General features: G+C 63.5%; 22 protein-coding genes. 4 read left to right on the plus strand and 18 right to left on the minus strand.

The genetic code is table 11. The features are described from left to right. Nucleotides 1–84: 84 nt before the first annotated feature. Nucleotides 85–408, plus strand: a complete 324-nt coding sequence (locus tag D8W71_RS25290; protein WP_153275430.1) for a hypothetical protein — start codon at nt 85–87, stop codon at nt 406–408. A gap of 69 nt (nt 409–477) precedes the next feature. On the opposite strand, the gene D8W71_RS25295 is transcribed toward D8W71_RS25290, so the two are convergent. The 15 genes from D8W71_RS25295 to D8W71_RS25365 all read right to left on the minus strand — a co-directional run bounded on the left by D8W71_RS25295 (nt 478) and on the right by D8W71_RS25365 (nt 17,895). Continuing rightward, a complete protein-coding gene (locus D8W71_RS25295) occupies nt 478–1,167 on the minus strand; it encodes a response regulator transcription factor (RefSeq protein WP_121117654.1) in 690 nt (229 codons plus the stop codon). Next, the gene (locus tag D8W71_RS25300) at nt 1,164–2,339 is read right to left on the minus strand and encodes a sensor histidine kinase (RefSeq protein WP_121117657.1); all 1,176 of its coding nucleotides are present in this window, start codon (nt 2,337–2,339) and stop codon (nt 1,164–1,166) included. The genes D8W71_RS25295 and D8W71_RS25300 overlap by 4 nt, the downstream gene beginning before the upstream one ends. Nucleotides 2,340–2,458: 119 nt before the next feature. Further along, the gene (locus tag D8W71_RS25305; protein ID WP_121117659.1) at nt 2,459–3,214 is read right to left on the minus strand and encodes a phosphoglyceromutase; all 756 of its coding nucleotides are present in this window, start codon (nt 3,212–3,214) and stop codon (nt 2,459–2,461) included. Beyond that, the gene (locus tag D8W71_RS25310; protein WP_121119903.1) at nt 3,211–4,356 is read right to left on the minus strand and encodes a low temperature requirement protein A; all 1,146 of its coding nucleotides are present in this window, start codon (nt 4,354–4,356) and stop codon (nt 3,211–3,213) included. The genes D8W71_RS25305 and D8W71_RS25310 overlap by 4 nt, the downstream gene beginning before the upstream one ends. Nucleotides 4,357–4,483: 127 nt before the next feature. Next, the gene (locus tag D8W71_RS25315; RefSeq protein ID WP_121117661.1) at nt 4,484–5,956 is read right to left on the minus strand and encodes a carboxylesterase/lipase family protein; all 1,473 of its coding nucleotides are present in this window, start codon (nt 5,954–5,956) and stop codon (nt 4,484–4,486) included. Nucleotides 5,957–6,051: 95 nt separating this feature from the next. After that, nucleotides 6,052–6,789, minus strand: coding sequence for a hypothetical protein (locus D8W71_RS25320; RefSeq protein WP_121117663.1), 738 nt, complete (start codon nt 6,787–6,789; stop codon nt 6,052–6,054). Nucleotides 6,790–6,858: 69 nt separating this feature from the next. Beyond that, a complete protein-coding gene (locus tag D8W71_RS25325) occupies nt 6,859–8,448 on the minus strand; it encodes an AMP-binding protein (protein WP_121117665.1) in 1,590 nt (529 codons plus the stop codon). An 86-nt stretch (nt 8,449–8,534) separates the two neighbouring features. After that, nucleotides 8,535–9,800, minus strand: coding sequence for an ABC transporter permease (locus D8W71_RS25330; protein ID WP_121117667.1), 1,266 nt, complete (start codon nt 9,798–9,800; stop codon nt 8,535–8,537). Further along, nucleotides 9,797–11,023 carry an ABC transporter permease gene (locus D8W71_RS25335; RefSeq protein WP_121119905.1) on the minus strand — a complete coding sequence of 409 codons (1,227 nt, stop codon included), beginning with the start codon at nt 11,021–11,023 and terminating at the stop codon, nt 9,797–9,799. Before D8W71_RS25335 ends, D8W71_RS25330 begins: the two co-directional genes overlap by 4 nt. Beyond that, nucleotides 11,016–12,515, minus strand: a complete 1,500-nt coding sequence (locus D8W71_RS25340) for an ABC transporter ATP-binding protein (protein WP_121117669.1) — start codon at nt 12,513–12,515, stop codon at nt 11,016–11,018. Before D8W71_RS25340 ends, D8W71_RS25335 begins: the two co-directional genes overlap by 8 nt. Before the next feature lie 22 nt (nt 12,516–12,537). Next, nucleotides 12,538–13,701 (minus strand): BMP family lipoprotein, encoded by a 1,164-nt coding sequence (locus tag D8W71_RS25345; protein ID WP_236077606.1) that lies wholly within the window; start codon nt 13,699–13,701, stop codon nt 12,538–12,540. A gap of 214 nt (nt 13,702–13,915) precedes the next feature. Beyond that, nucleotides 13,916–14,398 carry a YbjN domain-containing protein gene (locus tag D8W71_RS25350; RefSeq protein ID WP_121117673.1) on the minus strand — a complete coding sequence of 161 codons (483 nt, stop codon included), beginning with the start codon at nt 14,396–14,398 and terminating at the stop codon, nt 13,916–13,918. Continuing rightward, nucleotides 14,395–15,720, minus strand: a complete 1,326-nt coding sequence (mshA, locus tag D8W71_RS25355; RefSeq protein WP_236077607.1) for a D-inositol-3-phosphate glycosyltransferase — start codon at nt 15,718–15,720, stop codon at nt 14,395–14,397. Before mshA ends, D8W71_RS25350 begins: the two co-directional genes overlap by 4 nt. 24 nt (nt 15,721–15,744) lie before the next feature. Then, complete coding sequence (locus D8W71_RS25360) at nt 15,745–16,587, minus strand: alpha/beta fold hydrolase (protein WP_121117675.1); 843 nt, start codon at nt 16,585–16,587, stop codon at nt 15,745–15,747. Nucleotides 16,588–16,617: 30 nt separating this feature from the next. After that, a complete protein-coding gene (locus D8W71_RS25365; protein ID WP_201265191.1) occupies nt 16,618–17,895 on the minus strand; it encodes an ROK family protein in 1,278 nt (425 codons plus the stop codon). A 292-nt stretch (nt 17,896–18,187) separates the two neighbouring features. Between D8W71_RS25365 and D8W71_RS25375 the strand changes: the two genes are divergently transcribed. Then, nucleotides 18,188–18,943, plus strand: a complete 756-nt coding sequence (locus D8W71_RS25375) for an SDR family NAD(P)-dependent oxidoreductase (protein ID WP_121117682.1) — start codon at nt 18,188–18,190, stop codon at nt 18,941–18,943. Nucleotides 18,944–19,024: 81 nt separating this feature from the next. Here the strand turns inward: D8W71_RS25375 and D8W71_RS25380 are convergent, their stop codons facing one another. The 3 genes from D8W71_RS25380 to D8W71_RS25390 form a co-directional block, all read right to left on the minus strand. Further along, nucleotides 19,025–20,290 (minus strand): L,D-transpeptidase, encoded by a 1,266-nt coding sequence (locus tag D8W71_RS25380; protein WP_201265192.1) that lies wholly within the window; start codon nt 20,288–20,290, stop codon nt 19,025–19,027. A 173-nt stretch (nt 20,291–20,463) separates the two neighbouring features. After that, nucleotides 20,464–22,014 (minus strand): MBL fold metallo-hydrolase, encoded by a 1,551-nt coding sequence (locus D8W71_RS25385; protein ID WP_121117686.1) that lies wholly within the window; start codon nt 22,012–22,014, stop codon nt 20,464–20,466. A 100-nt stretch (nt 22,015–22,114) separates the two neighbouring features. After that, a complete protein-coding gene (locus tag D8W71_RS25390) occupies nt 22,115–23,131 on the minus strand; it encodes a UDP-N-acetylmuramate dehydrogenase (RefSeq protein ID WP_121117688.1) in 1,017 nt (338 codons plus the stop codon). Between the two features lie 56 nt (nt 23,132–23,187). Here D8W71_RS25390 and D8W71_RS25395 point away from each other — a divergent pair, with 56 nt between their 5' ends. Beyond that, complete coding sequence (locus tag D8W71_RS25395; RefSeq protein WP_121117690.1) at nt 23,188–23,691, plus strand: DUF2505 domain-containing protein; 504 nt, start codon at nt 23,188–23,190, stop codon at nt 23,689–23,691. A gap of 18 nt (nt 23,692–23,709) precedes the next feature. Then, entirely contained in the window at nt 23,710–24,213 is a 504-nt protein-coding gene (locus tag D8W71_RS25400; protein ID WP_121117692.1) for a DUF2505 domain-containing protein, read from the plus strand. The last annotated feature ends 8 nt before the right edge of the window (nt 24,214–24,221 follow it).

Raw genomic sequence — 24,221 nt, forward strand, 5'->3', positions numbered from 1 at the left:
AGGGTGAAATTCGTCCGAACCCTGCCATCGGTGAAGTCGGCGCGCCACACTTCGTCCACCATCACACGGCGAAGGGGAACTGACATGATCAAGAAACTTCTGGCGGCGACTGCCATTGCACTCGGGCTGGCAGCAGGCCTGGCGCCGACTGCATCAGCGGACGATTTCAACTGGCAGTGGTACGACGCGACCTTCGAGTTCGTCGATGTTCTTGCACCGGGTGGCATCTCTTCGGGAAGCGCGTACGTTCCCGAGGCCACCTCGATCATTGTGAGCCCGTACGGAACCTCACGACTGATCGAATGCATCGGCGACGGGCACTACCGCGTCAAGGAGTGCCGCCAGGAGGGACGCCCGTTGATCCACGCCGCTCAGTACCCGCTACGCGACGTGTGGTTCCTGGGCTGACAGGCGTTACGCATGTGAACGAAAATACCTAGCCCCCTACGTATTTTCGTTCACATGCGCCGAAGGCGCCTACCCCTCCAGCTTGTAGCCGAGTCCACGAACGGTGACGAGATGCTCCGGCTTCGCGGGATCCGATTCGATCTTCGAACGAAGTCTCTTGACGTGCACGTCGAGGGTTTTGGTGTCGCCGACGTAATCGGCGCCCCAGACCCGGTCGATCAATTGACCGCGCGTGAGGACCCTGCCGGAGTTTCGCAACAGGTATTCGAGGAGATCGAATTCCTTGAGCGGCAACGTAATCTGCTCCGAATTGACCATGACCACGTGGCGCTCGACGTCCATACGCACCGGGCCTGCCTCGAGCACACCGGTATCGGTCGTGCCGTCGAGTTCTGCGTCGCTCCCGCGCCGCAACACCGCACGGATACGTGCGATCAGCTCGCGCGCCGAATACGGCTTGGTCACATAGTCGTCCGCGCCCAGTTCGAGCCCTACGACCTTGTCGATCTCGCTGTCTCGTGCGGTCACCATGATGACGGGAACACCCGAGCGTGCGCGTAGCTGCTTGCACACGTCGGTGCCGCTCATTCCCGGCAGCATCAGGTCGAGAAGCACGATATCCGCTCCTGCCCTGTCGAATTCAGCGAGAGCCGAGGGGCCGTCGCCGACAACGGTGGCGTCGAACCCTTCCTTACGCAGGAGGAAAGCGAGGGGATCGGCCAACGATTCTTCGTCCTCGACGATCAGTACGTTGGTCACTGTTCTTCTCCTTCTGTCGACCCGAGGTCGTCTTCTTCGAAATAGGCAGGGATCTGCAGAGTGAAGGTGGATCCGGTGCCGAGCTTGCTCCACAGCGAGATGCTCCCGTTGTGGTTGGCTGCGACGTGTTTTGCGATGGCAAGGCCGAGGCCCGTGCCACCTGTCGCCCGCGACCGTGCTTTGTCGACGCGGAAGAATCGTTCGAAGACCCGCTCCTGGTCTTCTTTGGCGATGCCGATACCTCTGTCGGTGACGGCAAACGAGACGGAATCGCTTCTGAGCGCACGGCTCACGGACACCGGCGATCCGTCCGACGAATAGGCGATCGCATTCTGGATCAGATTGGCCAGCGCTGTGACGAGAAGAGCCTGATCGCCGAGCACCTCGAGGCCACTCGGATGATCGGTGGTGACGGTGATTCCGGCGTTCTCTGCAGCGAGCTTCGACCGATCGAGGGCTTGGTTCACGACGGTGTCGACGTCGACGACTTCCAGATCGGGCAACTTCTCGGCACCTTGCAGCCGTGAGAGCGCAATCAATTCGGTCACCATGTTGCCGAGCCTCTTCGACTCGGCGACGACTTTGCCTCCGAAGTGACGGACCGAGTCCGGATCTTCGGCCGATTCGAGCAGCGCCTCGGCCAGCAGGCTCATCGCACCAACCGGGGTCTTCAGTTCGTGGCTGACGTTGGCGACGAAGTCTCGACGGGTCGCTTCCATCCTTACCTGCTCGGAATCGTCGTCGGCGAACAGGACGACGAATCGTTGGTCTTCCTTGCTGAGCAGTCGGGCGACACACCGAACTGCCATCCGGTCACGGCTGGTAGTGGTTCTGATGTCTCTCGAGCTGATGTCTACTTCGACGGGGTGACCGTCGGCGAGAACCTTCTGCGCCGCGTCCCAGGCGCGATCGTCGATCAGGCGGTTACGCACCAGACCGAGCTCCTCGGCCCGAGGATTCGACAACACGACGTCGTGAAACCGATCGACGACGGCGATGCCGCTCTCCGACGCCAGAATGATCAGATCCAGCACCTGCGACATCGTCAGCCCGGATGTTGCGCGGTTTCGTTCGGAGTGACGCGTCGCCAGGTAGGGGATCAGAACACCGCCGACGAGATATCCCACGAAGGCCGTGGCGATAGCCAGCAGTACGGCCGATGCAACACTCACACCGGAATCGTACGTTCGATGGACAGCTCACATACGCAGGGTGCAGGCATTTCCCTGGTCGTCATAGTCCCCGTCGGCAGTGTTCTTCGATCGTTCACCTGCTGTTTCAGACGTGCTCCCTACTTACCGCCCTGATTCGCGACGGCAGCGGCTCCTGCGGCGGCCGCTTCGGGATCGAGGTACGTTCCGCCCGGATTCGACGGGACGAGCTTTCCGTCACCACCCTCGAAGTCGTACTGCAATGGAATACCGGTCGGAATGTTCAGAGCCGCGATATCGGCGTCGGAAATCTCGTCGAGGTACTTCACCAGGGCGCGGAGCGAGTTGCCGTGGGCCGCGACGAGGACGTTCTTGCCCACTTTCAGCTCGGCGACGATGGTCTCCTCGAAGTACGGGATGAGCCGATCGACGACGTCTTTGAGGCATTCGGTCAGCGGGACACTCGGCAGATCGGCGTAGCGCGGGTCTGCGTCCTGGCTGTATTCGCTGCCCGCTTCGATCGCGGGCGGCGGGGTGTCGTAGCTACGACGCCACAGCATGAACTGCTCGTCGCCGTACTTGTCCTTGGTCTCGGCCTTGTTCAGTCCCTGCAGTGCGCCGTAGTGACGCTCGTTCAGGCGCCAGTCGCGGACGACAGGGATCCAGTGACGGTCTGCGGCGTCGAGTGCGATGTTCGCGGTGCTGATCGCGCGGCGCAGCAGCGACGTGTACAGCACGTCCGGCAGGACCCCGGCCTCGGCGAGCAGCTGGCCCGCGCGCTTTCCCTCGGCCTCGCCCTTCTCCGTCAGCCGGACGTCCACCCAGCCGGTGAACTGGTTCGATGCGTTCCATTCACTCTCGCCATGGCGGAGCAGAATCAAGGTTCCGATACTCATGAATGAAGTTTCTCATGTTCGGCCTCCACGGGTCGGCGCACGACGAGCACCGCGACCATCACCACCATGACGACGGCAGTCAGTGTGATGGGGATCGGAATGACCGGGTCGAGGAGCACCAGTACGGCTCCGACCGGCACCACTGTGTTGACCAGACGATCTGCGTTGTCCTTGATCGCAATGAACCAAATTCCCAGCACGAATACCGCGATCGGAATGGTGACGGTGAACGAGGCCGCGACATCGCCGAGTTCGCTGTGATCGGTCAGGACATCGATCTCCACCTCGATGCCCGCCGAGAATGCGCCCGCCGCGGCGAAGATGAAGTAATGCATGTAGCCGTACGTCAGCGAATTGCCGAAACTGGTGATCTTGCGGTGATGCGGTGGCCAGAAATAGATCCACCACAGTCCCGCCGTGACGACGAGCGTGAGCACCGAGATCGAGATCAGCGGAGCGAGGGCGGTCTCCTCGCGTAGGGCCTCGATAATGGCGTTGGCCGAGGCGAGCAGGGATTCTCCGAGCAGAATGAGCGTGAACAGCCCGTAGCGTTCGGTGATGTGATGCGGATGCCACGGGGTCGTGCGGCCGCGCTTCTCGGCGATGACCGGGATCGAGATCTCCACCAGGGCGAACGCCACGAACAGAATTCCTTGCAGCGGACCTTCGGGGATCAACAGCCACAGCACCCACACGATCTGCACGCCGGTGATCCCGCCTGCGTAGATCAGTGCTGTCCGCCGGTACTCGGGCACCCTCGATGCGCGGATCCACTGCGCCACCATCGCGATACGCATGACGACGTAACCGAGCACCAGGACGGTGAAGTTCTTGTCCGTGAACGCCGGCTCGATACCCGCGGCCAGCACGAGCACGCCTGCCATCTGCACCACGGTGAGTAGTCGATACAGCCAGTCGTCGGTATCGAACGACGTCGCGAACCACGTGAAGTTCATCCACGCCCACCAGATACCGAAGAACACCATCAGATAGCTGACGATGCCGGCGGCGATGTGGTTCTCGGTCAGCGCGTGATGAAGCTGTACGGCGGCGATACTGACGGCAACGACGAAGACGAGGTCGAAGAACAACTCGAGGGGACTTGCGGCCCGATGTGGTTCGTTCGGGTCTCGTGGTCGCATCGGAGTGAGCCTGAGCTTGGGCGTCGGTTCGTTCACAGTCGTCGACGATAGGGCAGGCGTACTCCAATTGTCCTGTGCGATAAGAATTATCGGACATTTCGGGCGAATGCGCGGACACGGGCCCAAATCAGCGCACCCCGGCCCACACCCCTCTGGTCGACGGCCGAGGATCGTCGGCGACGCCGGACTGCTCACCGAACATCATGACCGACCTCTCGCTGCCGTACTGCACCCAACCTGGCGAACCGTCGCGGACGAAGTCGACCCACGCGCGATGCATTTCCTCGGCGAGCTTTCCTGGCGGGTTCGGGCCAGTGATGCGAGCAGTTTCCGGCTTGTCGAGGACGTCGAAGACGAACGGGATCTCGAGCGCATGACAGGCGCCGAGTTTGCCGTCGAACAGGCTCGAACGCCACGTGAACTCGTACACGAACGCGCGAGAAGCCCGTGACTCGACGATCCGTAACGCCGGGATTCGGAAGAACCAATCCGTCATCAGCGCGATCAGCAGTTCGCCAGGGGTGGCGTCTGGCAGCTGCGCGCGATAGGCGTCGACGGCAGCCTCGACATCGACCCCGTAGGCACCGAGTACCAAGCGAACGCGAGCCTCGTCGACGTAGCCCGCGACACCAGCCGGGACGAGGAAGAACGCGAACTCCTCGCTGGTGGTGCCGATCAGAATGTCCACTTCCGAACCGGCCCCCGCCGAGATCCGCGAGATCGGTACGTCTGGAACGACATCCCCGTCGATGTACGGCTCGAACGGCATCATGTTGAACGCGAGCTCACCCCATGCCCCGGTCGGTGCTTCGGCTGTGACGCGGTCACCCAGTTCGCGTTGAGCGTCCACGAAATTCTCGATTGGAACCGAGCCCAATCCCTCCACCGTGGCAGATACTCCGAGCGCATCGGCCAACGCGGTCGCAACCTTGCCGGCCGTCGCCTCGGTGATGACGTGGTTGCCCGCGCCGCTCTGCAGAATCGCCCGGTGGAACAGTCCCTCCGCGCGCGGCATCGACAACAGCGTCCCGACGCTCATGGCCCCGGCCGACTCCCCCGCAACCGTCACCTTGGCAGGATCTCCGCCGAACGCCGCGATGTTGTCGCGAACCCATTCGAGGGCGGCCACCTGATCGAGCAGCCCACGATTCGCGGGTGCGCCCTCGATTCGCGCGAATCCGTCGGCACCGAGACGATAGTTGACAGTGACGGCGACGACACCGTCTCGAGCGAAAGCGGCACCGTCGTAGATCGGAACTGCGTTGCTGCCGTTAACGAATGCCCCACCGTGAATCCAGACGAACACCGGCAGACCCGAGCTCTCGACATCGGGCGTCCACACGTTCACGTTCAGGCACTCGTCCCCGGCTACGACCGGCTCGCTGAGAATCTCGCTGGTCGGTGGCCGGTAACCGATCTTCGGCGCAGTTGCCCCCAACGTCAGCGCGTCACGTACGCCTTCCCAACGCGGCGGCGCAGTCGGCGCGGTGAACCTGAGCGCCCCGAACGGCGCCTCCGCATACGGAATTCCGAGAAACGAGGTGACTGCGCCGCGCTGTCCGCGCAGCCGGCCCTGAGCAATGTCGACAATGACGTCCATCAACCCTTACTACCCGAAAAGGTGGGCGGGGTGTACCAATTGCGCTCCCTCCACGGGGAATCCCGCGTCGAAGTCACGCGATTGGTACACCAGGCTCATTCGACAGTCGAGCGACCCCACCGCCGCCTGCCATCCCTGTACAGCAGCAATCCACCGACGAGGGCAAACGCGCCGCCACCGGTGGTCCACCAGAAACTCCCGGCTCGGATCCCGAGCACGACGAGCCCGGCGCCGATCGACACGGCCACCAGAAGGGCGCCGAGGTCCTCGGATTTCCTGCGCTCGATCGACCTTTCGTTCACCACCGCGTCTCGAGGAATATCGAGCACATCCTGTGCGCGCGTGGAGATGTCGCACTGACCCGACTGGGCGCAGTCCAGAACCTTCGAACGCACGAGATCCCGCATCACCGGATTCTCCCGAAGCGCCGAGTGCGGGAACCCCCTGATACGTCGACCCGACGCGTCCTCGAGCGTCAGGAACCACCGTTTCCGTCCGCGGCTGCCGACGCTCACTCGTGTCAGTTCCGACATGTCGACCCAACGCGTACCCATCTGGACCCACGACTCTCCCACCGACAGCGTCGGGTGCCACACGGCATGAATCAACCCGGCAGCAAAGATGGCGAGCAGCGGCAGCGACACCCAGGACCCCAAATCGAGCAGAGGTGTATCGCGGCGCCTGGCTACGAAGAGGAGAACCGAACCAATGCCGATCATCCCCAGGACTGTCAGTGTCGGCGCGCGGTTCCATTCCAGAACTTCTCCCCGACCGTTCGGCGGTTCGGGCCGTCCGTCGTCCACCATGATCACCCCCAGCGATTGGGCGATCATAGCTACTCGCGCAGGAAGGCCCCCTACCCGATCGGATAGAGGGCCCCCGAGTTCCTGCGTGAGAGTTACTTACTTCGATGCCTCTGCAGCGCGCAGATCTTTACGAAGGATCTTGCCCGCAGCGGACTTCGGCACCGTGTCGATGAATTCGACCTTGCGCACCTTCTTGTGCGGGGACACGCGCTCGGCGACGAAGGCGATGACGCCGTCCTCGTCGATCGCTGCGTTGGCCTGCAGCACGACGAAGGCCTTCGGGACCTCTTCACCTTCGTCGTCGAGGACGCCGATGACAGCGGCGTCGGCAATGTCCGGATGTGTCAGAAGCAGCGCTTCGAGCTCGGCAGGCGGCACCTGGTAGCCCTTGTACTTGATGAGTTCCTTGAGGCGGTCGACGATGAAGACGACTCCTTCGGGATCGGCGACGGCGATGTCGCCGGTGTGCAGGTAACCGTCGTCGTCGAGGGTGTCCGAGGTCGCAGACGGATTGTTGAGGTAGCCGAGCATCACGTTCGGGCCCTTGACCCACAGTTCGCCTGGCTTGGACCTGCCCTCGGTGGGCAGCTCGATCTCTTCGCCGCTCTCCGGATCGACGAGCTTGTTGACCGTGTTGGCCAGCGGAAGGCCTACCGAGCTGAGTGGCAGATCGTCACGATCGAACGGGATGGCGTGGCTGACCGGACTGAGCTCGCTCATGCCGTAGCCCTGACGGACCCGAGCATCGAGTCGCTTGGCGACGGCCTTGCCCAGCTCCTCGTCCAGTGGAGCCGCACCGGAAAAGATGGTGTGAACGCTCGAGAGGTCGTACTGATCGATCAGCGGGTGCTTGGCAAGGGCCACCGCGACGGGCGGGGCGATGAACAAGTACGTGAGCTTGTGTTCCTGGATCAGCTTCAGGAACTCGACCAGGTCGAACTTGGGCATGGTCACCAGGTGGGCACGCAGCTTGAGCGCGATGTTGAGCAGCACGGTCAGGCCGTAGATGTGAAAGAACGGCAGCAGCGCAAGGATCGCGTCGTCGGAATTGATCCCGACCCGAGGCTCCATCTGCGCGACGTTCGCAACGAGGTTGCGGTGCGTGAGGATGACGCCCTTGGGCACGCCCGTGGTTCCCGACGAGTACGGCAGTACCGCGATCTGGGTCGCGGGGTCGAACGACACCTCGGGCGCCGGCGCACCCTGCGTCAGCAGATCCTTCAGATTCGGGTGCCCCTCCGCGCCGTCGAGGACGATGACGTGATCGTCGGGGATGCCGACTTTCTCGGCAGCGGCCTTGGCCTGCGGGTAGAGCGGCGACACGGTGAAGAGGAACTTTGCGCCCGAGCCAGTGAGCTGCTTGGCGATGTCCTCCGCGGTGTAGAGCGCGTTGATGGTGGTGGCGGTGCCGCCCGCACGCAGAATGCCGTGGAGAACCGATGCGAACGCGGGCACGTTCGGCGAATGCAGGCCGACGACGTCACCCAACCCGAGACCACGTGCTGCGAGTGCGCCCGCAATGCCGTCGATCTGCCCGATCAGGGTCTTGTACGTGGTGACTGCGCCCGAGGTGCCGTCGATCAGGGCCGGCTTGTCCAGGTCGGCGTCCGCAATGGACCCGAACAGATAGTCGTAGACACTGAGATTCGGAATCTCCACGTCGGGAAAGGGGCTGTTGAAGCTCATGGCTCTCCTTCGAACACACACGGCAAGATGACCAAACCCTACAGTGAAAGCCGTCACAACGGACACGGCCCTACTGAAGAGTCAGTTCACGACTTCACATACGGTTTGCCTGCTGCGGCGGGTCCGCGGACGTGCCCGACCAGTCCGGCGACCGCGATGATCGTCACCACGTACGGCAGCATCAGCATGAACTCGCTCGGCACCGGCGAACCGATAATGCCGAGCACGTTCTGAAGATTCGACGCGAAGCCGAACAACAATGCCGCAAGGGTCGCGCGGATCGGATCCCATCGTCCGAAGATGACGGCAGCGAGTGCGATGTAGCCTGCGCCTGCGGTCATTTCCTTGCCGAAGGCTCCGACGGATCCGAGCGTGAAATAGGCACCGCCGAGTCCCGCGATGGCACCGGCGAGGCACACGTTCCAGAACCTCGTACGGGCGACGTTGATTCCGACGGTGTCCGCGGCTTGCGGGTGCTCGCCGACGGCACGCAGCCGCAGGCCCCACTTGGTGTGGAACAGCCCGAACCACACGAGGGCAACAGCGAAATACATTAGGTACACGATCAAGGTCTGCCGGAACAGCACAGGTCCGATCACCGGAATCTGCGAGAGAAGCGGAATCTCGATGCGCCCGAACCTCGGAGGCGAGTTCAATGTCTCCGGATTCTTCGTCAGCACCACCGAGTACAGGAAACTCGTGAGCCCGACGACCAACACGTTGAGAACGACTCCGACGATGACCTGGTTGACGAAATACTTGATCGAGAACATCGCGAGCAACGACGCGGTCAGCGCACCTGCGATCAACGCCGCGAGCAGCGCCACGTACGCCGATCCCGTCAGCGAAGCCACGACAGCACTGACGAATGCACCCGCGAGCAACTGTCCCTCGATGGCAATGTTGATGACGCCGACGCGTTCGGAGATGACGCCGCCCATGGCGCCGAAGATCAACGGCGTGCTCAACGCGACGGCACCGATCAGGAGGCCTGGAACGGGAACCGTCGAACCCGCCGCGGCCCACGTCAGGAATCCGAGGACGAACACCACCGCGTACACGGCGATTACCCAAACAGGAGTCACGCTGCGCTGCAGGACATTCCACGCGGTCAATACCGTGATCAGCAATAGAAGGACGAACACCACGATGCCGGTGCCGGCCGTCGGGAGCGAGACTGCGGGCAAGGCGAAGAAGTCGTTTTCGCTGGCGAGCCCGAACGTCGTCGTTCCGGACTTGGAACGAACGACGAACAGAATCAATGCCAGAAGGGTCGCGACGCCCAGCACCCCTGGGACTTTCCAGCTCCGAGCAGGCGCCAGGACTTCCGCCTCGTTCACCGTCGCGGTCACAGCGCACCCACCTTCGCGGTATCGACGCGTGCCGCGACCTCCGCACCCGGCGGTGGCAATCGGAATACCGCCCGTACGAGCGGCGGCGCTGCAATGAACAGCACGATCACAGACTGAACGACGAGCACTATGTCGATGGGGATTCCTTCGGCCGCCTGCATCGCGAAACCGCCTGCCTTGAACGCACCGAACAGGATTCCCGCGAAGAAGACACCCCATGGCTTCGAACGACCGAGCAACGCAACGGTAATGGCGTCGAAGCCGATACCCGCGTCGATGTCGGCTCCGAACCCGGTCGTGACCGTACCCAGAACCTGCGCCACCCCGGCAAGTCCGACGAGTGCGCCGGAGAGCACCATCGCGTACAGATACACACGATTGACGTTGATTCCCGCGATCTTCGACGCGTGTGGGTTCTCCCCGACGGCCCGGAACCGGAAACCGAGAGCCGAGCGTTCCAGTAGCCACCACACTCCGACGGTCACGACAACCACGAGCACGAACCCGGCGTGCAGGGAGTACCGGTCGCCGAACAGCTTCGGGAACACAGCCGTCGACTCCATGGCCGCAGTTTTCGGGTTGTTCTGCCCGGGAGCCTGCAGGGCGCCCGGCGTTCTCAACAGGAAGGCGACGAGGTAGAACGCGACGTAGTTCAGCATGATCGTCACGATCACTTCGTGAGCACCGGTGCGAGCTTTGAGAACTCCGGCGATGCCGCCCCACACAGCGCCGCCGACGACGCCTGCGACGATGGCGAGGATCAGGTGAAGGCCCGCGGGTAGCTGCAGCGAGAACCCCACCCACCCTGCACACGCAGCCGCGATGAGCATCTGCCCGCGTCCGCCGATGTTGAACATTCCGACCCGAAAAGCAAGCGCCACACCGAGACCGGCGACGATCAACGGTGTCGCGAAGGTAAGAGTTTCCGTGAGCGGCTTGATTCCGTTCTCGAAACCGGGCCGGCGGAAGTTGTAAACCGATCCTTGGAACAGCGAGGAATACGCACCGGAGACCGAATCCCAGATAGCGACGAGCATGTCCGACGGCCGCGAGAAGAAGTAGCCTGCCGACTCCTGGACCTGTTCGTCGGTGACAGCGATGAGGACCGCTCCCACGACGATGGCGAGAACGACCGCCAGCACCGAAATGATCGCGCTGCCCGTGAATATCTGTCGTAGAACTACGTGTGCGCGCGACGGCTGCGAATCTTGCGCGTCAGGCATGCTCTCCACCCATCATCAATCCGAGAACTTCACGCGAGGTGTCGGCAGGCACGATGCCGACGATCGTTCCGCGGTACATGACGGCGATGCGGTCTGCGAGGGCCGCGACCTCGTCGAGTTCACTGGAGACGACGATCACCGGCACTCCCGAGTCCCTCGTCGCGACTATTCGCTTGTGCACGAACTCGATCGAGCCGACGTCGATTCCGCGTGTCGGCTGCGACGCGACGAACAGCCGCAGATCACGGCTGAGCTCGCGGGCGAGAACTACCTTCTGTTGATTGCCGCCGGACAGTCGCCCGACTGCGGTGTCGACGCTCGGAGTTCGTACGTCGAACTCCTTCACCTTCTCCTCCGCGAACGTGTCGAGATATTCGCGGCGAATCGCACCGCGACGGACGAACGGCGATCCCGTCGACCTGTCGAGCATCAGGTTCTCGGCAATCGTGAACTCGCCGACCAAACCGTCGACCGTTCGATCCTCGGGCACGAAACCGACACCGGCACCGAGTACGTCGTGCACCTTCGATCCGACGAGAGAGCGGCCGTCGAGAACGATCTCGCCGCTCATCCGGTCGGCGGCGCCGAGGAGTGCCAGGGCGAACTCGCTCTGGCCATTGCCCTGAACACCTGCGATCGCGAGGATCTCGCCGGCATGTACTTCGAGGCTGACGTCGTCGACGACCGCGTGGCCGACGTCGTCGAAGACCGTCAGGTTCTTCACCACCAACGCAGCTTCTCCGGGCTGCGCGGGTTCCTTCGACACGGTCAGCTGCACATCCCGACCGACCATCAGCGCGGCCAGTTCGGTGTTGGTTGCTGTCGGCTCGGCTTCGCCGACCACCTTGCCCAGCCGGATGACGGTGATGCGATCGGCGACTTCGCGCACTTCCCGAAGCTTGTGCGTGATGAACACGATCGTGGTGCCCGACGCTGCGAGCTCGCGCATGATGCGCATCAGATCGTCGGTTTCCTGCGGTGTGAGAACGGCGGTCGGCTCGTCGAACACCAGCACTCGGGCGTCGCGGCTGAGAGCTTTGATGATCTCGACGCGCTGCTGCACTCCGACGGGCAGGTCGTCGACCTTCGCGTCAGGGTCGAGGTCGAACCCGAATCGTGCCGAGATCTCGCGCACCAGCTTTCGTGCGGCGTCGAGATCGAGCCTGCCACCGGATTTGGTCGTCTCGTGCCCGAGGATGATGTTCTCGGCGACGGTGAACACCGGGATCAGCATGAAGTGCTGGTGCACCATGCCAATCCCGGCCGTCATCGCTTCACCCGGTCCGGCGAACTGCTGTTCGGCTCCGTCGAGCAGGATCCTGCCCTCCTCGGCCCTGTAGAGGCCGCTGAGAACGTTCATCAGCGTCGACTTTCCTGCGCCGTTCTCACCGAGCAGACAGTGGATCTCGCCCGATTCCACGACGAGGTCGATGGAGTCGTTGGCTACGAGTGATCCGAACCGTTTCGTGATTCCCTGCAGTTCGAGCTTCATATCTTCTTACCGAGGGGTGGTTCTACTTGGGTGAGGACGGTGACTCGACGGTGATGGAGCCGTCGATGATGCCTGCCTTGATCGCATCGAGCTCGCCTTGCAGCGCCGGATCCACCTGAGATTCGTAGTCGTGGAACGGCGCAATGCCAACTCCGTCGTTCTCGAGGGTGCCGACGTAGGGCGCGTTGTCGAACGATCCGTCGCCCGAGGATGCGACGATCTCGTCGACGCTGGTCTGCAGCCCCTTGGTCACCGACGTGAGCAGGAGGTCACCCACCGACGGATCCGATTCGAAGACGTCTGCGTCGGCGCCGATGAGGGCAATCGGCCGTGAGGAGTCACGGATTGCCTGAGCCGCACTCTGATAGATGGGGCCACCGACGGGAAAGATGACGTCCGCGTTCTGATCGATGAGACCCTGTGCGGTGTTCTTCGCCACCGCGTTGGCCTCGAATCCCCCGGTGAAGGAGCCGTTCTGGGCGGGGACGTCCCAGCCGATGACGCGGACGTTGCCGTTCTTCTGCTCGTTGAAGTAGTTGACGCCGTCGGCGAACCCGTCCATGAAGATGGTCACGGTGGGCAGCTGCGAGCCGCCGAACGTGCCGACCACACCTGTCTTGGAGAAGCTCGCGGCCGCGTAACCGGCGAGGAACCCGCCCTGCGCAGCGTCGTACGTCAGCGGCTTGACGTTAGGCAGGTCGATGCTCGAATCGTCGATGATCGCGAAGTCGACGTCGGAATTCGCTTCGGCAGAGGCCTTGGTCGCGTCTGCGAGGTCGAACCCCACGGTCAGGATCAACGAGCATCCCTGATCGATCAGATTCGACAGGTTGGGGCTGTAGTCCGTCGGCGACGCGGATTCGACGGTGATGGGCTTGACACCGAGCTCTTCGGAAGCATTGGTCAGGCCCTCGAAGCTGAGCTGGTTGAAAGACTTGTCGTCGAAACCGCCTGCGTCGGACACCATGCACGGCTTGAAGTCGCCCGAGGCGCTTCCGCCCGAGTCCGAGCCGCTCTCTTCCGGCGCGGAGCCACACCCCGCGACAAGTGCGACCACACCGAGCGACGCGACGCCGCCGAATGCCATTCTCCGAGTACGTGAGCCGATGACGACGGTCAAGACTTCCTCCATAGGTTCTTGCAGCGCTTCTGCCTGCGCTGCCCGGCTCGCACGTCTTGTGGACACGCGAGCCGTCCAGTGTCTGTTGAATCGCGACGCTACTCGACACACGGGTCCCCCGCATGATTTCGGTTCTTGCATCGCCTGCGCCGAAGCTCGGCGTTCCGCTCTCCGGCACGCTGTCGATGCTGGTCGCCGACAGGATCGCGCCGACGGCGACGGTCGGCCAGCCGAACGTGAAAGGCGTTGATGTAGAGGCGATATCGGCGTACAGGAAGAGCTATTTCTCGACGAGGTGCTCGAACGCCTTCAGGTTTGCCAACGACTCCCCGCGAGACACCCGCCACGCCCACTCGCGTTTGATCGATTCGGCAAAACCGAGTTCGAGCAGGATGTTGAAATCGCCATCTGCGGCTTCGAGAACCTGGCCGAGGATTCGGTCGATCTCCTCGCCGTTCACGGCGTGCAGAGACAGCCTGCCGACCAGATAGATATCGCCGACCTTGTCGATCGTGTAGTGCACACCGTAGAGCCTGCGGTTGCGTCGAAGCAGGTACTTGTAGACGCCCTCGAAGTTCTCGTCCGGCTTACGGCACACGAACGCCTCGATCCGCACTCCGTGGTGCCCGACGGTCAGCATCGTCGTCGTTTTGAGCTTGCGTTCGCCCGGGAGCTCGACGACGAAGGCTTCGTCGCCCTTGCGCTGGTAGTCGAGCTCGCGCTCCTTCAACACCGCGTCGATGAGAGTAGCCGTCTCGCTCATGCCGTCACCTCTGCTCGTCGTAGCTTCGAAAGTCCGCGGGTGCGCCGCGGGGAGAACTCGCTCGGAGCAACGCCACGATCGAAGTGGAACTGGGCGGCGCGGTAACTGCTGAGCAACCCCTCGGCCGTGTGCTCCCACGAGAAATCCGCAGCGTGAACCGGCGCCGCAGAGGCCATGCGCGCCAACGCTTCTCGATCTTTCAGCAGTTTTCCGAGCGCCGTCGCCCAATCGTCGGTCCTGTGCCCGTGCACCAGCACACCGGTCTCTCCCGACCGTACGGCCACGCCGAGCCCGCCGACGTCGGCGGCGATCACCGGGGTGCCGCTCGCCTGCGCCTCGATCGCGACGAGGCCGAACGACTCGTTGTAGCTCGGCACAGCGACGACGTCCGCCGCACGGTAGATCTGCACGAGCTTGTCGGAGGGTTGCGGCGGGAGGAACGTCACCCGCGCGGAGATTCCGAGTTCGGCGGCGAGGTCGATCAGGCTGTCCGGACGGTCGAGACCGCTGCCGGACGGCCCGCCGACGACGAGCACCCTGAGTGGCACACTCGGTTGCCGCGAAACCAATTCCGCGGCCGCCCGTAGCAGTACATCGGGCGCCTTGAGCGGCTGAATCCGCCCGACGAATGCGACGACGGTTTCGCGGGGATCGATGCCGAACTCGGCGCGCGCGGCCGCCTTGTCACCGGGCCTGTACCGGCTCAGATCGGCGCCAGGTGCAACGACGTCGATCGAATCCGGCGTCGCGCCGTAGTTCTCGATGAGTTGTTTGGCTTCTTCGCTGGTGTTGGCGATGAGTCGGTCCGCCTCCGCGACGACCTGCTGCTCGCCGATCTGCCGTGCCGCCGGTTCCGGTGAATCCCCCGCCGCAAGCGACGCATTCTTGACCGCTGCCAAAGTATGAGCTGTGTGGACGAGCGGCACACCCCAGCGATCGCGTGCGAGCCAGCCGACCTGCCCGGACAACCAGTAGTGCGAGTGAACCAGGTCGTAGTACCCGGCCTCGTGCCGCGCTTCCTCACGAAGAACTCCCGCGGCGAATGCACACAGCTGCGTCGGGAGGTCCTGTTTGTCGAGACCCTCGAACGGACCGGCAACGATATTGCGTACCACCACACCAGGTGCGGCCTCACTGAGCGGTTCATCGGACGAGGACGTCGCACGGGTGAATATTTCGACCTCTACGCCGCGTTTCGCCAGCTCGATGGCGCTCTGCAGAACGTAGACGTTCATCCCGCCCGCGTCGCCCATTCCGGGCTGCGCCAGCGGGGAGGTATGCAACGACAGCACTGCGACCCGATTCAACTGGCGACCACTCACTGTTCCAGTGTGCACTCCCCCGCCTCACGCATGCGCAGGGAGGGCGCTCGTAAAGGCTGTGACGTCGCCGAGGAACCGCTGAGGGTCGGCCACGAACGGGCCGTGGTCGACGCCGTCCCAATACGACTCCGTAACCGTAGGGATCAACGATGCCGCGTGCTTACCTGCGGAAACGTCGACGACGGTGTCCGAGGTCCCGTGCAGCACCAGAGCTGGAACATCGAGCGTCCTCAGTAGGTCGTCGTGCGAGACGGTCCTGTCGAACAACGCTGCCCTGACGCGTGGCGCCGTCGACAGCGTCAGCCCGAACAGCGCTTGTGCCTGCGCTCCCTTACCTTCGACTGGCCCGGTGAGCGCGTGGCCGAAGCTCCCCAACGCCTTGATGGCGACTCTCGGCTCCTCGGCCATCGCCCCCGGAACGGCAGCGCGCATCGCAGTCCCGACGCGGCCGCCCGCCTCCCCCCGGCCAATGCTGGTGATCGCGCCGACGAACACGACGCCCGCCACCGCCCCGGTCCCGTGTTCGGCGAGGTAGTCGCAGATGACGAGTCCGCCGTAGGACCAGCCGAGCAGAATCGCGTCACTTTCGATGCCCTCCGCGGTCAGGACCGCTTCGACGTCGCCCGCCCAGTTGGCCGATTCTGCATAGCCACCGACCGGTGCATCGGAATACCCGTGACCGCGCAAATCGACGGCGACGACCCGGAAATTCTCGGCGAGATCATCGAGAAGGTTGTCGCCCCAGCATGCCGAGGATTGCGCCCATCCGTGGAGCAGGACGAGGGGCCTGGCGCCGCGATCACCCGACACCCGATAGACGATGTTGGTGCCGTCGATTGAACTTGCCTGTCGAACTGGTCCGGTCATGCATCCATGATGCCGTCCTCGACTCGAAGATCAGGCGGCAGCCCGGCGCATCGACGCGAGCGGATCGGAGTAGACCGCGCTGAGCGAAACGACCGCCGCGGCGAATTCCTGCACCTTGCTACCGAACCCGGTGATTCGAATGTCCTTGCGCGGCAACGTCGATGTGGATGCGAACGCCTCGGCAACATGCGGGATACCTGCCGCGTACTCGGTGAATGCTTGGCCTCCGAGAACGACCCGGTCCGGATTGAACAAGTCGCGTAGCAATCCGACCGACCGCCCGAGCACCTGAGCACGTTCGACGAGAATCCGACGCGCAGGCGCCGAGCCGTCGTGAGCCGCCTGGTACAACGCCGAGACGCCGGTCCCCGGGGCCAGAACGCCACGTTCGACGGCCAGGGCCAACACCGCGCGGTCGCTCACGGTCGCTTCGAGGCATCCACGTTTTCCGCACTCGCACAGTACATTCGAGCCGGTCGGCAGGTGCGCGATCGAGCCAGGACCGGTGGACGGTGTGTGCACGCGGCCGTCGATCGTCAACGCGATGCCCGCGGTCTCCCGAGCGTAGAAATACAGGCTGGTTCCGGTCGAGGATGCCTCGGCCCGCGCGGGCGTCAGCAGCAGTTCGGAACCTGCCATGGCTTCGACGTGGCCCGAGACCGATACGGGAAGTCCAAGTCCACCACCGACAATGGACCCGACCTGAGCGTTCTCCCATCCGAGTCGGGGATGGTCGACGATTCCAGTGGCTCCGTCGACCCGCCCACCGAGTGCCACGCCCACCCACAACGGTGTTCGACGGTGCCAGCGGGAGGCGAATGCGCCTGCGCTGCGGGTGATGATCGCCAATGCGTCGGATGAAGGACCACCGGGTGTCGGGATCTCGACGGCACCGAGGATCCGTCCACGGAGGTCGCTCACGACGATCCCGGTGACGATGGCGCCGATGTGGATACCGATGGTTGCGTAGGGCTCGTGGTTGACCTCGAACGGCACGCGAGGACGACCGATGGCACCCGCGGCGGTGAGGTCGGCGCGTTCGCGCAGCAGTCCTGCACCGAGTAGCGCCGACACCTGCCGGTTGACTGTTGCGATGCTCAATCCTGTTGCACGAGCGGCGATATCGCGTGATATCGGCCCCTCGACCGAGGCCACGCGAAGCACGGATGCAGCTGGACTGTCGGCAATTCGAAGATCCGGTGCGACAACCGTGACCCGACCCCTCGCATCCGAGCGTACGACTGACGTCGGCCGCGGACCACGAAAGTTGGGTACCGATGTCGATACTGGCAAAGTTGCAAGTGACACTGTTGTTCGTCCTCAGCAGTAGACCCGATCGAAACGGGTGATGCGTGATGCTTGGGAGAAAGAAAACGCTGGCAATCGAACCGTCGACTGCAGAATTCAGCGACAGGCTCCGTGGCCGAGACAACACAGTTCACGAGGGAGAGGCAGCCGAGAGCCCAGAGCGGCGGTCACGTAGGTGACTCGCAGTTCAGGAGTGTGGCTGGCGGACATGGAGCCAAAATTAGCACCTCGGCGTCCGATCGCCAATACGGGGCCATCGCCGATGCGGATCGTCGCAGCTAGAATTCGATTCATGACATTGTCAGAACAAATCCCAGCCGACGCTCGTATCGCCGTCGTGACCGGCGCGAGTTCGGGCATCGGCGAGGCCACCGCGAGGCAGCTCGCACAGCAGGGTTACCACGTCGTCATCGGAGCTCGCCGCGTCGACCGCCTGGAGCAGGTCGCAGCTGAAATCGGCGGTACTGCACTGCAACTCGACGTGACGGACGAGGATTCGGTTGCCGCGTTCACCGCCGTCATCCCGCGGGCCCATGTGCTGATCAACAACGCGGGCGGCGCGAAAGGCCTCGCTCCGGTCATCGATGCAGATCTCGACGACTGGCGTTGGATGTGGGAGACGAACGTCCTCGGAACGCTGCGTGTGACCAAGGCACTTCTGCCGAAGCTGATCGAGTCCGGGGACGGGCTTGTGGTGACCATCACGTCGGTCGCGGCATTCGAGGCGTACGACAACGGGTCCGGGTACACCTCGGCCAAGCACGCCCAGGCCGTTTTGCACCGCACGCTGCGCGGCGAACTTCTCGGTCAGCCGGTGCGGCTCACCGAGGTGGCACCGGGAGCCGTCGAGACCGAATTCTCTCTCGTGCGCTTCGACGGTGACGAGGCGAAGGCCGACGCCGTCTACCAGGGCATAACGCCCTTGGTGGCACAGGACATCGCCGAGGTCATCGGCTTCGTCGCCTCACGGCCCTCGCACGTCAATCTCGATCAGATCATCATCAAGCCGCGTGATCAGGCGGGTCCGGGCCGCTTCGCCAGGAATTGACCGCGCACCGGCGGCTCCGCCACCAGTGGCGCGATTAGGAGCCGTGGAGGGCACTTAATCGCGCCACTGGGCGCGGAGCGCCTACCCCGCTGGAACTGCGGCGGGGGCACTCGCGGCCGGAGCCGTCGTCGTTGCAGCAGCCCCACCCGCCGGCAATGCCGACATCGATTCCCACGTCGACCAGTCGATGGCCCAGTCGTAGAGATCGCCGTCGGCCGCGGACAGGTCGATGGACGTACCCGTCACTTCCACCGGATCGCCGTACATCGCGATCTGGAAGTACTGCTGTGCGTCCTCGGTCGAGAGGTTGATGCACCCGTTGGTGACGTTCGACGCCCCCTGCACGCCAGTCGTCTGAGGGTTCGCGTGGATGAACTCGCCGTTGTTGGAGATACGCACAGCCCATCGTTCGCGCACGTTCTCGTAGAACGGCGGGTTCGACATGAGGAAGTCCTCGTGCTTTTCGGTCACCACGTGGATGCCGCTGCGGGTGACGTTGCGAGCCTCGTTGCCCTCGCCGTAGCTGACCGGGATGTCCATGACGGTCTGCCCGTCACGAACGACCTGCATGCGGTGGCTCGTGGCTTCGGCCTTGACGATCTGGCTGCGTCCGATGCTGAAGTCGAGGGTCACGTCGTCAGCGCCGTAGTTGCCCTCGCCGTAGTCGACGCCGTACAGGTTCGCCTTCACCGAGACTGCGGTACCGGGGGCCCAGTAGTTGGTCGGACGCCAGTGCACACGCGAGCCGTTGTCGTCGGGGAACCATGCCCATGCGCCGGGAGTCGGCGGGTTCGTGGTCACGGTCAGGGCCTTCTCGACGGCCGCCTTGTCCTCGATGGCCGAGTCGAACTGCAGAATGATCGGCGCTGCGATGCCGACCTCCTGGCCGTCGCCGATGTTGGTGCTGACCGACGTCCTGCTGTCCGGGGTCACCGTCGTGAACGTGCCGTCGACGGGGACGGTCTTGCCGTCGCTGCCGACTGCATCACCGGCCCACGTGTAGGCCACGCCGTAACCGAGCGGCTCCGCGACCGCGAAAGACGTCTTGTCCGGCGCCAGCGTGCCCTGGACGACTTTGCCGTCGGGGTTGGTGAGCGTGACGGCTTCGAGCGTTCCGTTCTTCACCGCCACCGAGATGGGGGCGACCGGGCTGACGTCCTCGGCTCCGTCGGCCGGCGTGTAGGTCACCCCGGCGACGGGCGCGGCCTCCGTCGTCGGTGCCGCATTGCCCGAGGATCCACCGTCGCTGCCGATTGTGCAGCCTGCGATGAGCGCCGTCAGCGCCGCGATCACTGTGACCAGCCACAACAGGCGCGTCCGTTTTGTCTGTTCTCCCTGCACATGCACGATTTCCAACGTACTCGCGACAAATGAGTGCGCCACAATCGAGAGGCCAGGTGCGCGCAGATTCACACCGAATTCACGGACTCATACGGACAAACCCGACACTCTTGCAACAAGATTGCGCGTTCACACCCGTTCTGCGAGCTGTGAACGCGCAATTACGTTGTAGGAAGGAATCAGAGCTTCGTCGACCTCAGTTCGTGCCCCTTCGACGTCAAGCAGCGACCGGTGTCGAGGTTCCAATCCCACCCGTGAAGATTGCAGGTGAGCTTGTTGCCCTCGACGATCCCGAACTTCGACAGGTCGGCCTTCAGATGTGGGCATCGACGCTGGATCTCGTACCCGTCCTTGACGATCGTTGCGGTGTCGTCGTGGGCCTCGGCGAACCAGCCATCGGCGTAGGCGATGCGCTCGTCGGTGAGGCATTTGAAGAACGTGTAGAGGAACTCGTTGTAGCCGCCCACACGACGAGCCCGGAATCGCGTCGACAGGAAGATCGAGTTGACCCAGTCGGGTTCCTTGTCGCGCACGACCGTCCGAACCAACTCGGGCGGGATCGTGAAGCTGTACCGGTACCGCTCCTTGAGCAGAGGCTCACGCACGATTCGCTTCGGAAAATCGAGTACGACGGTTTCCTCGCCGAGCATCAATGCCACCGGGTAACCGATGCCGTCGGAGATCTGGTCGGTTTGAATCATGATGGGCTCGAACAGCTCTCGGAGCGGTTCGAGAAGTGGCTCGCCCTCGGCGGGCGCCCACGCTGCCTTCTCGGCCGCGATGACGCCTGCTTGCCGCTGCGCGAAGTCCTCGATGTACTGGGCCTTGCCGGTGGTGAAGATGGCTTCCACCTGATCGACCGGAATCGGGTGCTCGTGCGAAACCAGCTCGCTACCTGTGAACGTCGAGGTCGTACCGGGGATCTGCAGCAGACCCTTGTCGTGGCCGTTGCGGCGCATCTGGTCGAGGAACACCATCTGGTCCGGAAAGATGTTCGACGGGTCGGCGTAGACGTCGTTGAGGAATCGCAGTTCGTCGTCGAGGAAACAGGGCGGGCCCGCGGACGGAATGACCCACGTCGCGCCGATCTGCTCGATGTACTGACGGGCTCGATCCATCTGACGCTGACGCTTCTGCTCGCCGAACGACTTCTTGGCGCGCTCGACCATGTCGTAGACCATCGGGTACCAGATCGCACCGGAGTACTGCAGCATGTGCACGTCGACGTGCCCGAACTCCTCGGTCAGCACATCCAGGTCCACCGGCCGGGCGTCGTTCATGTTGAAGGCGACGGTCTTGCCGTCGGACACGACGAGGCCGGAGTCACCGATCGGACCGTCCGCGGGTGCACGCAGCGCGATGATCATGATGTCGAGATCGCCCTTGAGACCGGAAACGCGATGCTTGACCGAGTCCGTCGTCTCGAAGAACTTGTGAAAGCCGAGCTTCTCGAGCTCGTGCTTGAGATCCGGGACCGGATAGTCGGGCAGGAGGACGGTCGTGTCCTTGTTCACGTGCTCGGCAAGGTTCTTCGGATCGAAGTGGTCCTTGTGCAGATGCGAGACGTACAGGTAGTCGCAGTCGCCGAGAGCGTCCCAGTCGAGCTGGGTGTTGTCGGGAAACGGGAACCACGACGTGAAGTAGGCAGGGTTGACCCACGGGTCGCAGAGAATGCTCCCCGCATCGGTCTGAATATGGAACCCAGCGTGCCCGACACTTGTGACCTGCACTGAAACTTTCCTCCTTCGTGAGCGGCAGCGACGATGAGAAGCCACTCACTTGTCGAATCTCGATGGTAGGCGCTCGTACCGACGCGAGCCGCAACACGAGTCAGGTCAGGGCGCAGCCGACCAGGTCGCACTCCGGAACCAACGTGATCCCGAATTCGGCCGCCACCCCGTCACGAATGTGCGACGCCAAGGCCATCACGTCCGCGGTACTCGCCCCGCCTCTGTTGGTGATGGCCAGGACGTGCTTGGTCGACAACGAGACTGTTCCGTTGCCGAACTCCGTGCCGTAGCCGTGAGCGAAGCCTGCGTTCTGTATCAGCCACGCTGCGTGGATCTTGATCCCCGACGGGTCCGGGTACTGCGGTGCACGCGACGCACTCGACGGGACCTTCGTCAACACCGGATTGAGAAAGAACGAGCCGACACTCCACGTGTCGTGATCGGAGGCGTCGAGAACCATGCCCTTCTGCGCACGCAGATCGAGCACCGCCTCCCGCACGTCCGCGGCGGGAACGGTGTCACCCACGGCGACGCCGAGACGATCTGCGAGGCCCGCGTAGCGAACAGGATCGGAGGAGCGAGAACGACGAAGCGAAAATGTCGTATCGAGAATCACGTATCGCGTCGAGTGCTTGAACACCGACTGGCGATGCAACCCGAAACCGCACTGATCCGGCGTCCACCTGGAGGTCTCGCCCGTCTCACGGTCGTAGACGGTCAGGCTCTCCAGCACGTCGGAGGTGACCGTTCCGTAGGCGCCGACGTTCTGCACCGGCGTAGCACCGGTCAGTCCAGGGATGCCCGACAGAGCTTCGAGGCCGGCCAACCCGTCGTCCACCGATGCGGCGACTATCGAATCCCAACGCTCCCCCGCTGCGGCGGTGAGCGAACTGCCGCCGATACCGACGCCCGAAGTCTCGACCTTGACCACGAGGCCGTCGAAACCCTGATCGCCGACGACGAGGTTCGATCCACCACCGATCAACAGCACAGGGGTGCCCGACGCATCGGCGCCGCGGACCAGCGATACCAACTCGTCGGACGTCGTCGCGACGGCGAACTCACGAGCGGGTCCACCGAGTCGCATGGTGGTGAGCTCGGAAATTGCAGTAGGCACGGGAGTCCAGGGTACCGGTCACCGGGCGCCGCCGGAGCCACCGGTACCCTCCGCCTATGCCTCGCCCCATTGCGCACAGCGCGCCCGTTCCCGCACCTGTCGACAAGGTGCACGCCGCGCTCGTCTCCGAGCAGTACTGGAAGGACCGGATCGCCGAGATCGGCGGACCGGGTGCAGAGCTGGTGAGTGTCACAGCGATGAACGGGACCATCAGCGTCGTCATCACGCAGTCCGTTCCCGAGGACGAACTGCCCGCTGCCGTCACCGCATTCAAGAAGGGACCGCTCGTCATCGAGCGCACCGAGTCCTGGGGCCCACTCGGCGGCGGACGCGCAGAGGGCAAATTCGGAGCGACGGTCGACGGCGCACCGGCCACCATCTCGGGCACCACGCTGCTCGTGGGAGACGCCACGTCGTCGACGATGTCGCTCGCCGGTACCACCGAGGTCAAGGTGCCGATCTTCGGCGGCAAGATCGAGGCAATGATCAGCGAGCAGGTCCTCTCGCTCATCGACAACGAGCACGACTTCACGGGCGAATGGATCGAAAAAAACCTGTAGTAGGTACTCTCTGCGTCTATGGCGCGCCGCATGAACTACTCAGCCCGGTTCACCTACTCCACGGAGCAGGTGTACGCCGCGTTGTCGAGCCGTGATCACTGGGACGCTCGCATCGAAGAGATGAAGAAGTACTCCCACAACGAGCTGAAGAGCTTCGAGGTCGGCGAGAACGGCATCGACGTCGTGATGCACCACATCATTCCCAGGACCGAACTGCCCGACATCGCGCAAACGGTCATGAAGAAGGACATGGTCATCACCCGGAACGTTCACTTCGATCCGTACTCGGAGACCACCGAGGGCAAGTACGACGCCTCCATCCCCGCCGGGCCGGGCAGCCTCAAGGGCGTCACGTCGCTGTTCACCACCGACACAGGTTCGACCCTGCGCACCTCCTCGGAGGCCAAGGTCTTCCTTCCCTTCGTCGGCGGCAAGCTCGAACAGCTCATGCTCGTCAACCTCCGTGACCTCTGGCGGGGCGAGGGCGAAGTGACGGCAGACTGGCTTGCCAAAAACAACTAGAGGCTCCA

Source organism: Rhodococcus sp. P1Y (genome assembly GCF_003641205.1).
GTDB lineage: Bacteria > Actinomycetota > Actinomycetes > Mycobacteriales > Mycobacteriaceae > Rhodococcoides.

Bases quoted from the DNA above. Each gene is read 5' to 3' on its own strand.
- D8W71_RS25325 (WP_121117665.1), bottom strand. From the start codon at position 8,448: ATGAGCTTCAACAGCCCCTTTCCCGACGTGGAGATTCCGAATCTCAGT.
- D8W71_RS25395 (WP_121117690.1), top strand. From the start codon at position 23,188: ATGCCTCGCCCCATTGCGCACAGCGCGCCCGTTCCCGCACCTGTCGAC.
- D8W71_RS25320 (WP_121117663.1), bottom strand. From the start codon at position 6,789: ATGATCGCCCAATCGCTGGGGGTGATCATGGTGGACGACGGACGGCCC.
- D8W71_RS25290 (WP_153275430.1), top strand. From the start codon at position 85: ATGATCAAGAAACTTCTGGCGGCGACTGCCATTGCACTCGGGCTGGCA.
- D8W71_RS25400 (WP_121117692.1), top strand. From the start codon at position 23,710: ATGGCGCGCCGCATGAACTACTCAGCCCGGTTCACCTACTCCACGGAG.
- D8W71_RS25340 (WP_121117669.1), bottom strand. From the start codon at position 12,515: ATGAAGCTCGAACTGCAGGGAATCACGAAACGGTTCGGATCACTCGTA.
- D8W71_RS25375 (WP_121117682.1), top strand. From the start codon at position 18,188: ATGACATTGTCAGAACAAATCCCAGCCGACGCTCGTATCGCCGTCGTG.
- D8W71_RS25315 (WP_121117661.1), bottom strand. From the start codon at position 5,956: ATGGACGTCATTGTCGACATTGCTCAGGGCCGGCTGCGCGGACAGCGC.
- D8W71_RS25310 (WP_121119903.1), bottom strand. From the start codon at position 4,356: ATGCGACCACGAGACCCGAACGAACCACATCGGGCCGCAAGTCCCCTC.
- D8W71_RS25350 (WP_121117673.1), bottom strand. From the start codon at position 14,398: ATGAGCGAGACGGCTACTCTCATCGACGCGGTGTTGAAGGAGCGCGAG.
- D8W71_RS25305 (WP_121117659.1), bottom strand. From the start codon at position 3,214: ATGAGTATCGGAACCTTGATTCTGCTCCGCCATGGCGAGAGTGAATGG.
- D8W71_RS25335 (WP_121119905.1), bottom strand. From the start codon at position 11,023: ATGCCTGACGCGCAAGATTCGCAGCCGTCGCGCGCACACGTAGTTCTA.
- D8W71_RS25360 (WP_121117675.1), bottom strand. From the start codon at position 16,587: ATGACCGGACCAGTTCGACAGGCAAGTTCAATCGACGGCACCAACATC.